Raw genomic sequence first — 13,408 nt, forward strand, 5'->3', positions numbered from 1 at the left:
CCCGCATGTCCTCGCGCGAACTGCAGTCCCTTCGTCGACAGGTCGAAGACCTTCGCCAGCGCAATGCCCAGCTGGAAGCACAATGGGCCCACCATCAACAGGCCGATCAGGGCCTGTTCCGCTTTCTCTTCGATACGATGGACGAGGGCTTCTGTGTCATCGAGTTCTTCGATGGCCCCCACGGCCCGCTCAGCGATTACGTGCATGTGCTGGCGAACGCGGCCTATGCCCGCCACGCAGGCATTGCCGACGTGACGGGGCAGAAACTGCGGGAAATGGTGCCGGATGAGGCCGATGACTGGATCGCCCGCTATGGCGAGGTACTGCGCACCGGGAAACCCTTGCAGTTCGAACAGAAGCTGGTGGCGACAGGGCGTGTGCTGTCGGTAACCACCTTCCGCATCGAGCCGGTCGAGCGACGGCAGGTGGCGGTACTGTTCAAGGATGTCACCGAGCGATACCGCGCCGAAGCTGCCCTGCAACAACTCAACGAGCAACTCGAACAACGGGTGGCCGCTGCCCTGGCAGAGCGCGGCTTGCTCGCCGAACTGGTGGAGAACAGCGTCGCGCGGGTTCAGGTGGTGGACACCTTGATGACATTCCTTGCGGTAAACAAACGCGCGGTCAAGGATTTCGAGTATCTGTTCAACCACAGGCTCCAGGCAGGTGACAGCCTGATCGAGTGCCTGAAAGGTTTCCCCGTCGAGCTTGAAGGTTCCATGGCGCTATGGCGCAGGGCATTGTCCGGTGAAACCTTTACCGAAGTAATTGCTTACGGTAAAAACGACCGCCTTCGCCACTTCGAGTCGCATTTCACCCCCCTGCGCAATGCCGCCGGGGCAATAGTCGGCGCTTACCTGTTCGTCTACGACATCACGCGTCGGGTCAACGAACAGCAAAAACTGCTCGAGGCTGAAAAGGCCTTGCGCCAGGCGCAGAAGATGGAGGCAGTCGGTCAGCTTACCGGCGGCATCGCCCATGACTTCAACAACCTGCTGGCGGGGATGCTCGGCGCCCAGGAGCTGATGCGCCAACGCCTGCAGCAAGCACGCCATGCTGATATCCCAGCCTTGCTCGACAGCGCCTGCAGTTCAGCCCAGCGGGCCGCCACGCTGGTTCAGCGCCTGCTGGCTTTTTCCCGGCAACAGACCCTGCAGCCCCAGATGATCCGGCTCCGTACCCTGGTCGAGGGCATGCAGGACCTGATCAGTCGCAGTGTCGGGCCGGCCATTGAGGTGAGCTGCCATTTCGAGCATGACGAAGGGGTGACCTTTGTCGACCCGCCACAGTTGGAGAGTGCCCTGCTCAACCTGTGCATCAATGCCCGCGATGCCATGCCCAATGGCGGCCGCATCGATATCGATTGCCGCCAGGTGCAGAGTCCGGATGACACGGACGAGACGGTGAATCTGCCAGCGGGTCGTTATCTGTGCCTGAGCATCAAGGACAATGGCCAGGGCATGTCCGCCGAGGTCGCGGCACGTGCGGTCGAGCCGTTTTTCACCACCAAGCCGGCGGGCCGCAACACAGGGCTGGGGCTGTCCATGGCCTACGGCTTCGTCCGCCAGTCCGGCGGCCAGCTGCAGATCTGCTCGACGCAGGGTGAAGGGACATGCATACGCCTTTATCTGCCCTGGCAGCCCGGGAGCGAACACCACGCCCTGCCGGCGATCAAGCCTGCTGCCCGTAGTCACGCCCCTGGGCGGCGCATCACCCTGGTAGAGGACCATGTGCCGCTGCGCGCGATAATTACCGAAGTGCTCGAAGAGCTCGGCCACAGCGTCGAAAGCTACGCAAGCGGCCCCGCAGCCTTGGAGGCGCCAGGCCAGCCTGAGCTGTTGATCACCGATATCGGCCTGCCCGGTGGGCTTGATGGGCGACAGGTTGCCGAAGCGTTTCGCCTGCGCCTGCCTGATGTACCGGTGCTGTTCATCACCGGTTACGATGCCAAGGCCGTGTTGCACGAACGTCCCATGCCACGCGCGACCTGCGTGCTGACCAAACCCTTTGCGCTCGAGGCGCTGGTCGAACAGGTGGAGCAGTTGCTATCAATGACAAGGAGTCCCGTCGATGACCGTGAGCCCACGCAGCGAGAGCCCTGACGAGCTGCACGACCTTCGACAGGCGCTGCGCATCGAACGCCAGCACAACCTGCGCATGGCCGAGGAGCTTGGGCAACTGCGCGAGCGCGTGCAGGAAGCCGAACGTTATCGGTTCCTCTTCGAAACCATGGAGGAAGGTTTCTGCATCATCGAGTTCATTGCCGACGCGAATGGCGACTGGGTCGACTACCTGCACCTGATGGCCAATCCCGCCTATTGTCGCCATGCCGGCCTGCCCGATGTGGTCGGGCGAACCCTGCGCCAAGTCATTCCCGATGAGGCCGAGATCTGGCTGGAACGTTTCGGTCATGTGGCGCGCACCGGCGAGCCGATCTACTTCGAGCACGAACTGTATGCCACCGACCGCTGCCTGGGGCTGGCGGCAATTCGGGTCGAGCCCGCCGAGCGCCATCAGGTGGCGGTTATCTTTCGCGACGTGACGGCCTTGCAGGCGCTCAATGCGCAACTGGAACAACGCATTGGACAGGCGCTGGCCGAGCGCAAGGTTTTCGCCGATCTGATCGATGCCAGTGTCGCCTGCGTGCAGGTGGTGGACCGGCAGATGCGCTGGCTGGCCATCAACGCCGCCACCCGCGGCGAGTTCCAGCGAATCTTCGGTTTCCAGCCCGAAGTCGGTGCATCGCTTGAAGCAGAGTTCGCAGCCGCCACAGACGGTTGCCAACGCTCATTGGCGTTGTGGAACAGGGCGCTGGCCGGGGAGACCTTCATCGAAATCGACGCGTTCGGCGAAGGCGATGCACGGCGTCATTATGAAATGCGCTTTGCCCCCTTGCGTGACAGCAATGACCAGACGCTTGGCGCTTATCTGTTCGCCTACGACATCAGCGAGCGGATCGAGGAGCAACGGCGCCTGGCACACGCCGAACACGCGTTGCGCCAAGCGCAGAAGATGGAAGCCGTGGGCCAGCTCACTGGCGGTGTGGCCCATGATTTCAACAACCTGCTCGGCGGCATACTGGGCGCACTGGAACTGGCGAGCCAGCGCCTGATCAGCAACGTCACAATGCCTTGCCCCCGCTGCCGGACAACGCCAGGGACGCGGCGCAACGGGCCGCCTCGCTGGTTCACCGGCTGCTGGCGTTCTCCCGCCAGCAGACCTTGCAGCCCGAGCCAACGGCGGTGGCCGCGTTGGTCGACGGCAGCATGATCTGATTGCCCGCAGTGTCGGCCCACATATCGAACTGCATTGCCAGAACGACGACCACCTCTGGAACGTGCGCATCGATCCACCGCAACTGGAAAGCGCGCTGCTAAACCTTTGCATCAATGCCCGCGACGCCATCAGCGGCAGTGGCACGGTCCGCATCGCCTGCTGCAACGTGCAGCTCGACGAACAACACGCCAGCCCTCTGGATCTGAACGCCGGTCAATACGTACGCATCAGTGTGTACGACAACGGGCGTGGCATGGATCAGCAAACCCTGGCGCGGGCCATGGACCCGTTCTTCACCACCAAGCCACTTGGCCAGGGGACAGGCCTTGGGCTTTCGATGATCTTCGGTTTCGTGCGCCAATCCGGAGGGCAGTTGAACATCGACTCGACCCCAGGGCAAGGCACGTGCGTAAACCTGTTCCTGCCGCGTCATCACAGCGCGGTGCAGCGCAAGCCAGCGATTGTCGCTCCCGTAGCCCTTGCGCGTGCCCAGGCTCGTGCACGGCATGTGGCGGTGGTCGAGGACGAAATGGCCATACGACTGGTCATTGCCGAAGTACTCGAGGACCTCGGCCATGAGGTACGGATGTTCGAAAACGGCCCTCAGGCGCTGGCGGGGCTCCAGGCGCGCAGCGCACCAGACCTGCTGATCAGCGATGTTGGCTTGCCTGCCGGCCTCAACGGCCGACAGGTGGCCAGCGCATCGCGCCTGCGCTACCCAGGTTTGAAAATACTGTTCGTCACCGGCTATGACGAAACGGCCGCACTGCGTGATGGCGTTCTGGAGGAAGGCATGAGCGTGCTGACCAAGCCGTTTTCCTTGCAGCAACTGGCGGAGCGGATCGAGCACATGCTGCAGGGTTGAGGCGCACTTCTAACGCCCGCCGCCCAGGTCGATGAAGCTGCCGGTCGAATAGGAAGCCTTGTCCGACAGCAGCCACATAATTGCCTCGGCCACTTCCTCGGGCTTGCCGCCACGGCCCATCGGCAGGCCGGGCTCAAGCTTGCCAACACGGTCCGGATCGCCACTCAGGGCATGGAAGCCGGTGTGGATGTACCCCGGCCGCACACCGTTGACGCGCACGCCCTCGCCCGCCACTTCCTTGGCCAGGCCGAGGGTGAAGGTATCCAGCGCGCCCTTGGACGCGGCGTAGTCGACGTACTCATTGGGCGAGCCCAGGCGCGCGGCCACCGACGACACATTGACGATCGCCCCGCCCTGCCCGCCATGTCGTCGGGCCATGCGCAGCAAGGCATGCTTGGCGCACAGCATCGGTCCGACCACATTGGTCTTCATCACCTTGAGCAGGCGAAACTCCGACATCTCCTCGACCCGGCTCTGCTGGCCGATGGTCCCGGCGTTGTTGACCAGCGCGGTGACCGGCCCGAGCTCCTGGTCGACGAAGTGGAACAACCGTACCACTTCATCCTCGACGCTGGCGTCGGCGCGCACCGCGATGGCGTCCGCGCCCAGCGCGCGGACCTGCGCCAGCATCGCCTCGGCGGCCTGGTCATCGGCGTGGTAGTTGATGCAGATGCGGTAACCCTGTTGCGCCGCCAGCAACGCGGTAGCGGCGCCGATGCCCCGGCTGGCGCCGGTAATGACGATGACCTTGTCCATGAGCCTGCCAAGTAGTCCGGAAAAGACCTACAAGATTAGGGGAAGTGCCATCATTTGAAAACCTGCGGCCCCACCGCCAAAGGGGGCTTGTCGGGCCGCCCCGCATGTTGCTCTCAATGCCCCGCCGACGCCGGCGCGGCCTTGGCCGTGAACGGTGGCTTGGCCAGCCACACCAGCAGGATCAACCCGGCGAATACCCAGGTCAGCAAGGTGAAGTAGTCCACCGTCGACATCATGTACGCCTGGCTGTTGAGGATCTGCTCCAGCTTCGCGTAGTTCTGCGGGCTGGCACCGCCCAGTTGTTCCAGGGTCTGGCGGGTGGCCGGCTCGAAGGTGCTGATGTGCTCGCTGAGGTAGGCATGATGCTGGTCGGCCCGGCGTATCCAGATCCAGGTGGTCAGCGACGCGGCGAAGCTGCCGCCCAGGGTGCGCAGGAACGTCGCCAGCCCCGAACCGTCGGCGATCTGGTGCGGTGGCAGGTCCGACAGCAGGATGCTCAGGGTCGGCATGAAGAACAACGCCACGCCGATGCCCATGAACAGCTGCACCAGGGCGATGTGCAGGAAGTCCACCTCGTTGGTGAAGCCGGCGCGCATGTAGCAGCTGGCGCCGATCGCCAGGAAGGCGATGCCGGCCAGCAGGCGCAGGTCGAAACGGTGCGCGTACTTGCCCACGAACGGCGACATCAGCACCGGCAACAGGCCAATCGGCGCCACCGCCAGGCCCGCCCAGGTGGCGGTGTAGCCCATCTGGGTCTGCAGCCATTGCGGCAGGATCAGGTTGATGCCGAAGAACCCCGCGTAGCCGCCCACCAGCACCAGGGTGCCAATACGGAAGTTGCGGTGCACGAACAGGCGCAGGTTGACCACCGGATGGCGGTCGGTCAGTTCCCAGATGACGAACACCGCCAGGAACACCACCGAGATCAACGTGCCGATGACGATGAACGACGACTCGAACCAGTCCAGGTCGTTGCCCTTGTCCAGCACCACCTGCAAGGCGCCGACACCGACGATCAGGGTCAGCAGGCCGATGTAGTCCATCGGCTGGCGGCTGGTGACCACCGGGCGCGTGCGCATCTGCTGGCGCACCACGGCGGCGGCGAACAGGCCGATCGGCACGTTGATGAAGAAGATCCACGGCCAGCTATAGCTGTCGGTGATCCAGCCGCCAAGGATCGGCCCGGCAATCGGCGCGACCACCGTGACCATCGCCAGCAACGCCAGGGCCATCCCCCGTTTCGCCGGCGGATACACGGCAATCAGCAGAGTCTGGGTCATCGGGTACAGCGGGCCAGCTACTACGCCCTGGAGCACCCGGAAGAACACCAGCTCGGGCATCGACTGGGCGATACCGCACAGGAACGACGCCAGCACGAACAGCAGCGTGGCCCAGATGAACAGCTTCACTTCGCCGAAACGCCGGCTCAGCCAGCCGGTCAGCGGCAGCGCGATGGCGTTGCTCACCGCGAACGAGGTGATCACCCAGGTGCCCTGCTCCGAGCTCACGCCGAGGTTGCCGGAAATGGTCGGCAACGCCACGTTGGCGATGGTGGTGTCGAGCACCTGCATGAACGTCGCCAGGGACAGCCCGATCGTGGTCAGCAGCAGGCTCGGCGGGGTGAACTGCGCGGGGGCCGCCTGGCTCATCGCTGGGCCGTCTTGCCGGTGGCGCTGTTTTCGTGGATCAGCCGGGCGATCAGGTCATCGGCCTCGACCAGCTGGCGGTCGTACACCTCGGTGGTGTAGCTGGCCTGCTGCGGCGGTTGCTGGGCCAGGGCCGGGCCACTCTGGTCATGCAGGTCGACTTCGGCGACGGTGGACAGGCCGATGCGCAGCGGATGGGTCTTCAGCTGTTCAGGGTCCAGATGGATGCGTACCGGTACCCGCTGGACGATCTTGATCCAGTTACCGGTGGCATTTTGCGCCGGCAACAGGGCAAAGGCGCTGCCGGTGCCGGCGCCGAGGCTGTCGACGGTGCCGGAGTAGGTCACTTCGCTGCCGTACAGGTCGGCGGTGATTTCCACCGGCTGGCCGATGCGCATGTCGCGCAGTTGGGTTTCCTTGAAGTTGGCGTCGACCCACACCTCGTCCAGCGGGATCACCGCCATGGTCGCGGTGCCCGGCTGCAGGCGCTGGCCCAGTTGTACGGTGCGCTTGGCGACATAGCCGGTGACCGGCGCCACCAGCGTGGTGCGGGCATGGTCCAGGTAGGCCTGGCGCAGGTCGGCGGCGGCGGCCATCACTTCCGGGTGCGACGAGACCACCGTGTCGTCGACCAGCGCGGTGCTGGTGTTGAGTTGCTGGCGGGCACTGTTGACGGCGGCCTGGGCCACGGTCAGGTCATCACGGGAGTGGGCGACTTCCTCGGCGGCGATGGCACCGCTGTCGGCCAGCACCTTGCGCCGGTTGTAGTCCTGCTGGGCCTTCTGCAGCTCGGCCTGGCGGGTCTGCAACTGCGCCTTGAGCGAGTCGACATTGCTGTACAGCCCGCGCACCTGGCGCACGGTACGCGCCAGCTTGGCCTCGGCAGCCTGCAGGGCAACCTCGCTGTCGGCCGGGTCGAAGCGCAGCAGTACCTGGCCGGCATGCACCAGGTCGCCATCGTCGGCGCCGATGCTGGTGACGGTGCCGGTCACCAGCGGGGTGATTTCCACGACGTTGCCATTGACGTAGGCATCGTCGGTGCTTTCGTGCCAGCGCCCGACCAGGCTGTACCAGGCCCAGGTGCCGGCCCCGGCGAGGATCAGGATCAGCAACAGGGCGAGCAGCCAGGCCTTGCGCTTGCCCGAGTTGTCAGGCGCGGGTGCCGGGGTGGAGGTGTCAGCGGGAGTGGCCATGACAATACCTTGGAAAATGCGTGACTGGGATCAACGATCGCCGAAACGGCGGATCGTCAGGGGGTCGCCGGCGCTGAGCAGGACTTTGGCGAGCAGTTGCTCAAGGGTCTTGAGCTCCTCGGGCTGCAGCACACCGACCAGTTCGTTCATTGCCGCCGCGCCGACCTGGGGCAGGCGGTCGGCCAGGCGCTGGCCGTCGGCGGTCAGGGCCAGGCGCACCTGGCGGCGGTCGTCGGGGCAACGGTTGCGCAGGATCAGGCCCTTCTGCTCGAGGCGGTCGAGCATGCGGGTCATCGAACCGCTGTCCAGGCCCAGGTAGCGGCACAGTTCGGCCGGGGTATCGACCTGGTACTGGGTGACGATGATCAGCACCTTGAACTGGGCGGCCGTGACGCCGTCGGCTTCGAGGTGCCAGTCGAGGATGCGGTCCTTGAGCAGCGCGGCGCGGCCGAGCAGCATGCCGATGGCGCAGGTCTGGAAGTTTTCCGGGGTGAAATGGGACATCGGCGGTCTGCTCGGGCAATTGTGTGAAAATATTACTGCCTAGGCAGTGAATGTCAAAGCTTTGATTAGGTGGCTAAATAAATATTCATTGGAGAGGGATGAAGTGCCAGCGCTTTGCTGTGCGGGGACGGGCTGTTGCCTATTCAAGAAAAAGGAGGCGACGCATCGAGACGGCGCCTGGCGGGAGATCCAAACGCTGTCCCTGTGGGAGCTGGCTTGCCAGCGATAAGGCCCTTGCAAACAACACAAGGCAGTTGCGCCTACAGGGAACGGATCAGCCTCATGGCGCCTGGTTCTCTTGTGAAGTCGTCAGCGTTGGCGCGCCACCTGCCACAACCGCGCCACATCCGCGGCCCGCGCCTTGAGCAACGCCCCCGCCTCGGCACAAGCCTGCTCCAGGCTCATCGGCCCACTGGCCAGGGCGAAGGCCGCATCGATGCCCTGCCCATACAGTTGCTCGTAGCCCGCACCGAGCGTGCCCGCCAGCACCACCACCGGCACGCCGTGGCGCTTGGCCACCCGCGCCACCCCGAGGGGCGTCTTGCCGCGCAGGGTCTGGGCATCGAAACGCCCTTCGCCGGTAATCACCAGATCCGCGCCCTGCACCAGGGCATCGAGCCCGGCCAGCTCGGCGACCACCTCGACCCCTGGGCGGAACTGCGCGCCCATGAATGCCTTGGCCGCGAAGCCCATGCCTCCGGCCGCGCCACTGCCTGGCTCATCACGCACATCCTTGCCGAGCACGTCCGCGCAATGATCGGCGAACCGCGCCAGGGCCTGGTCCAGGGCCTGCACCTGCTCGGGGTTGGCACCCTTCTGCGGGCCGAAGATCGCCGAGGCGCCATTGGCGCCGCACAGCGGATTATCGACATCGGCGGCAACGTCCACCCGCACCTGCACCAGGCGCGGGTCCAGATTGCTGGCGTCGATGCGCGCCAGCTGCGCCAGGGCCAGCCCGCCCTCGGCCAACGGCTCGCCCCCGACATCCAGCAAGCGCAGGCCCAACGCACGCAGCATGCCGCTGCCGCCGTCGTTGGTGGCGCTGCCGCCGATGGCCAGGACAATGCGCGAGGCGCCGGCCGCCAGCGCCGCGGCTATCAGCTCTCCGGTGCCCCAGGTGCTGCTGCGACACGCATCGCGCCGCCCATTGGGCACCAACTGGATGCCACTGGCCTGGGCCATCTCGATCACCGCCGTGCGGCTCTCGGCTAGCCAGCCCCAGGCGGCCTCGACAGGCTCGCCCAGCGGGCCGCGCACCACCTGGCGGCGCAGCTCGCCCTGACTGGCGGCGACGATCGCCTCCATGGTGCCTTCACCGCCATCGGCCATCGGGCATTCGATGCGCTCGCAGGCCGGCCACACCTCGGCCAGGCCACTGGCGATGGCGCGGGCGACACCGGCGGCGTCGAGGCTGTCCTTGAACGAATCGGGGGCGATGACGATTTTCATGGGGATTCTCCTGTCCTGTTCCGCGCATGCTGACAGGTGCGCGGTGCACTGGCCTCGGTCGGATGCACAAAATCGTAGACGGTTGTTTGGGCGGATGACCGCTCTGACACCGCGGCAGGGCCGAACTTGCCGTCTCCATTGCCGCCACAATGTATCCCGGCCATGTAAATGCGGGTGCGGAATCCCGCTCTGCCGTATTTAATTATTCATCGAAACGCATAGAGGTGGCCTTTATGCTGATCGTGGCCAAGTATTCTCTGGCTGGCTTTAGCGCGCTCAGAGATGGTCGGTAATGGCCACTCCAATTTGTTATAAAATTATATTTATCCTTGATTTTCAATGCGCCTGCAGCAACGACTCCCGCACTGGCAAAAAAATTCTCGCGCGCATAATTTGCTAATGCCGCATGAGTAACCTTTGGCCCTGCAAGCTCATACGTAGCTGTAAAAAAACGACCATCCTCGGTGAACACCCATTTCGTATGTTTACTGACATCTTTACTGTCAATGCTTTTCCAATCTACTTTTCCTTTGATCTCTTTCACCTCAGCCGCCCGTTGTTTTACTGCTGAGTCGAGCCACGTCATTTCCACGGAGAGCTCGCCCCCCTGGAGATTCATCAGGGTACTGTAGCTCTTAGCCTTGCCTGAGTTGGATGAAGAGGTTTTTTTGGAAAATAACGGCATGTTACCCGAAGGATCAATATTATTGATCGGATCTCCCAGGCAATAAGCGTAGGCATTGAGCCCTCCCTGTCCGAATGGGCTAAAAAGATCGGCACTATGTAATCGCATCAAAACCGGACTGTAGTTCCGATTGCCATTTCCCAGCAGATAGTTACCTGTTAGCGGCTCTGCACACTCGCCATTGAATGCCAACGACGCAGAAGGCGGATCGGAGCGCCGATGGTAGCCATAAGCGCAATAGACACTTGCATCAGGACGCGCGGGGATCTGCAGTACAGACTCATGAGCATCGCTCATCAACAATGAGCACACGGTCGAACGAAGGTTTCGGCTAGGTGCTGACCTCATGGCGCAAAGCTCCGCAAACTGATGAACTGCCCTACTATCTTTCAGATTCATCAACTGCACAGCTGGCAGAAATACCAGGTACGCTACCGCCGCTCACGCCACCGGCAACAGCTGCAACCCCAGGTACAAACTCAGCATCCCCTCCATGCGCAACGGGTCCACCTCCCCCACCTCGGCAATGCGCTCCAGCCGGTAGCGCAAACTGTTGCGGTGGATACCCAGCGCCTCGGCGCAGGCCTGGCTCTGCCCCTCATGGGCGCACCAGGCGCGCAAGGTGAGCAGCAATTGCCCGCTGGCATCCTTGGCGCGAATGCGCTGCAAGGGTTCGAGCAGCTCGTCCAGCGCATCGTCGTTGCGATGCCGCCACAGCAGCGCCGGCAGGCGATAGCGGGCCAGGCTCAGCAGGCGCTCGTCGGGCAGCACCTCACGGCCGTAAGCCAGCAGGTCGCGCACCCGCCGGTAACTGCGGCGCAGTTGCTCCAGGCTCTGCGCCGGGCTGCCCAGGGCCAGGCGCTCGACGTCCCAGCCGTGGCGCTGCAGGCGTTCGAGCAGGCGCGGTTCGTCCAGCGGCACGCCGGCCGGCCGGCACCATAGCAGCGACTGGCGCGCAGGGCTGACACACCAGCTGTCCGGGTAGCGGCTCATCAGCCAGGCCGAGAGCGCCTCGGCGGGCGGGCCGCCACGCAACTCGAACAGGCAGGCAATGCGTGGCAGGTTCGGTTTGAGCCCCAGTTGCCGGGCTTCATCGACCAGCCGCGGCGAGTCGCCGCTGCCGCCCAGCAACAGTGCCAGCAGGTCGTCGCAGCGCTGGCGACGCCACTGCTGCTCCACCTGCAGATGGCGCTGGGCCAGGAGCATCTCAGCGGTCATGCGCACCAGCTCGCCGTAGGTGCGCAACTGTTGCGGGTCACCGGTCAGGCCGAGCACGCCGATCAGCCGGCCATCAAGCATCAATGGCAGGTTGACGCCCGGCTGCACGCCCTTGAGGCACTTGGCCGCCTCGACGTCCAGCTCGACGATGCGCCCGTTGGCCAGCACCAGCTGCGCGCCTTCGTGGCGGGTGTTGATGCGCTCGGCCTCGCCACTGCCCAGGATCAGCCCCTGGCTGTCCATCACGTTGACGTTGCACGGCAGGATGGCCATCGCCCGGTCGACGATGTCCTGGGCCAGGTCGTGGTCCAGCTCGAACATGTAAGGGTCCTCACCTAGGCTTTGGTCGGCGGCACAGCAGCCCACACCTTCAGCTGTGCAAAAGCACAAAGACAGCCGCGCTACACTGCCCGAGACTTTTCCAGGCGAGCGCCGGCACAGGCGACGCGGTGACAACCATAACAACAGAGAACCCGATCATGGCACACAGCCCCGCCCCTGACCAAGGCAACGAGATCACCCGCAACGCGCTCTACCGGCGCATCACCCTGCGGCTGATCCCGTTCATTTTCATCTGCTACCTGTTCAACTACCTCGACCGCGTCAACGTCGGCTTCGCCAAGCTGCAGATGCTCGACGCACTGAAATTCAGCGAAACCGTGTACGGCCTCGGCGCCGGCATCTTCTTCATCGGCTACGTGCTCTGCGGCCTGCCCAGCAACCTGGCGCTCAACCGCTTCGGGCCGCGGCGCTGGATCGCGCTGATGATGATCGCCTGGGGCAGCCTGTCCACCTGCCTGCTGTTCGTCACCACCCCCACCGAGTTCTACACCCTGCGCCTGTTGACCGGCGCCGCCGAGGCGGGCTTCTTCCCGGGCGTGGTGCTGTACCTCTCGCGCTGGTTCCCGGCGGACCGGCGCGGCCGCATCATGGCCCTGTTCATGTCGGCGATCCCGGTGTCCGGGCTGCTGGGCGGGCCGTTCTCCGGCTGGATCCTCGACCACTTCGCCGCGGGCCAGCACGGCCTGGCCGGCTGGCAGTGGATGTTCCTGATCCAGGGCTTGCCCACCGTCGTGCTGGGCGCGCTGGCCATCGTGCTGCTCAGCGACGGCTACCAGAGCGCCCGCTGGCTGAGCCCGACCGAACGCCAGCTGATCGAGGCGGATCTTACGGCCGACGCCGCCGGCAAGCCGGCCACCCGCGGCGACAGCGTGCTGTCGGTGCTGGGCAACCCGCTGATCTGGACCTTCGGTTTCGTCTACTTCTGCATCCAGAGCGGTGTCTATGCCATCAACTTCTGGCTACCGTCGATCATCAAGAACATGGGCTTCGACAGCCCCCTGCTGATCGGCTGGCTCAGCGCCATCCCATACCTGCTGGCCGGTGTGTTCATGATTGTCGTCGGCCGCTCGGCGGACCTGCGCAACGAACGCCGCTGGCACCTCGTGGTACCGATGCTGATGGGGGCGCTGGGTCTGTTGATCGCGGTGAACTTCGCCGCCCACCCGACCATCGCCATCCTCGGCCTGTCCATCGCCACCATGGGCGCGCTGACCGGCCTGCCGATGTTCTGGCCGATGCCGACCGCGCTGCTCACCGCCGGCACCGCCGTGGCGGGCCTGGCGATCATCAACTCGGTGGGACAGATGGCCGGCTTCCTCAGCCCCTACCTGGTGGGCTTCATCAAGGACCAGACCGGCTCGACCGATGCGGCGCTGTATGCGCTGGCCGGGTTGATCGTGGTCGGTAGCCTGGTGGCCTTGCGCGTTTCGCGCAGCACCAGCAGCGCCCTGGCAGGCGTTCGCCAGTAGGTGCC

At 64.5% G+C, this 13,408-nt stretch carries 9 protein-coding genes and 1 pseudogene; 3 read left to right on the plus strand and 7 right to left on the minus strand.

Going from position 1 to position 13,408, the window contains the following annotated elements; genetic code table 11:
• The first annotated feature begins 5 nt into the window (after positions 1–5).
• Complete coding sequence (locus AC3WL2_RS12440; protein WP_102682407.1) at positions 6–2,102, plus strand: hybrid sensor histidine kinase/response regulator; 2,097 nt, start codon at positions 6–8, stop codon at positions 2,100–2,102.
• Positions 2,071–4,141: pseudogene (locus AC3WL2_RS12445) on the plus strand (hybrid sensor histidine kinase/response regulator). The gene AC3WL2_RS12440 and the pseudogene AC3WL2_RS12445 overlap by 32 nt, the downstream one beginning before the upstream one ends.
• Before the next feature lie 9 nt (positions 4,142–4,150).
• Here AC3WL2_RS12445 and AC3WL2_RS12450 read toward each other — a convergent pair.
• The 7 genes from AC3WL2_RS12450 to AC3WL2_RS12480 all read right to left on the minus strand — a co-directional run bounded on the left by AC3WL2_RS12450 (position 4,151) and on the right by AC3WL2_RS12480 (position 11,913).
• Positions 4,151–4,897, minus strand: a complete 747-nt coding sequence (locus tag AC3WL2_RS12450) for an SDR family oxidoreductase (protein ID WP_102682406.1) — start codon at positions 4,895–4,897, stop codon at positions 4,151–4,153.
• A 113-nt stretch (positions 4,898–5,010) separates the two neighbouring features.
• Positions 5,011–6,546, minus strand: coding sequence for a DHA2 family efflux MFS transporter permease subunit (locus AC3WL2_RS12455; RefSeq protein ID WP_102682405.1), 1,536 nt, complete (start codon positions 6,544–6,546; stop codon positions 5,011–5,013).
• Positions 6,543–7,736: an HlyD family secretion protein gene (locus tag AC3WL2_RS12460; protein WP_102682404.1), complete on the minus strand. Its 1,194-nt coding sequence runs from the start codon at positions 7,734–7,736 to the stop codon at positions 6,543–6,545. The genes AC3WL2_RS12455 and AC3WL2_RS12460 overlap by 4 nt, the downstream gene beginning before the upstream one ends.
• Positions 7,737–7,766: 30 nt before the next feature.
• Entirely contained in the window at positions 7,767–8,240 is a 474-nt protein-coding gene (locus AC3WL2_RS12465) for a MarR family winged helix-turn-helix transcriptional regulator (RefSeq protein WP_038706300.1), read from the minus strand.
• Between the two features lie 309 nt (positions 8,241–8,549).
• Positions 8,550–9,689 (minus strand): glycerate kinase, encoded by a 1,140-nt coding sequence (locus AC3WL2_RS12470; protein WP_102682403.1) that lies wholly within the window; start codon positions 9,687–9,689, stop codon positions 8,550–8,552.
• A 202-nt stretch (positions 9,690–9,891) separates the two neighbouring features.
• Entirely contained in the window at positions 9,892–10,671 is a 780-nt protein-coding gene (locus AC3WL2_RS12475) for an RHS repeat-associated core domain-containing protein (RefSeq protein ID WP_256582567.1), read from the minus strand.
• Positions 10,672–10,815: 144 nt separating this feature from the next.
• Entirely contained in the window at positions 10,816–11,913 is a 1,098-nt protein-coding gene (locus AC3WL2_RS12480) for a sugar diacid recognition domain-containing protein (protein ID WP_102682402.1), read from the minus strand.
• Positions 11,914–12,071: 158 nt separating this feature from the next.
• Here AC3WL2_RS12480 and AC3WL2_RS12485 point away from each other — a divergent pair, with 158 nt between their 5' ends.
• Positions 12,072–13,403 (plus strand): MFS transporter, encoded by a 1,332-nt coding sequence (locus AC3WL2_RS12485; protein ID WP_102682401.1) that lies wholly within the window; start codon positions 12,072–12,074, stop codon positions 13,401–13,403.
• Positions 13,404–13,408: the final 5 nt, after the last annotated feature.

The sequence above is a fragment of the Pseudomonas sp. FW305-96 genome, from assembly GCF_058783825.1.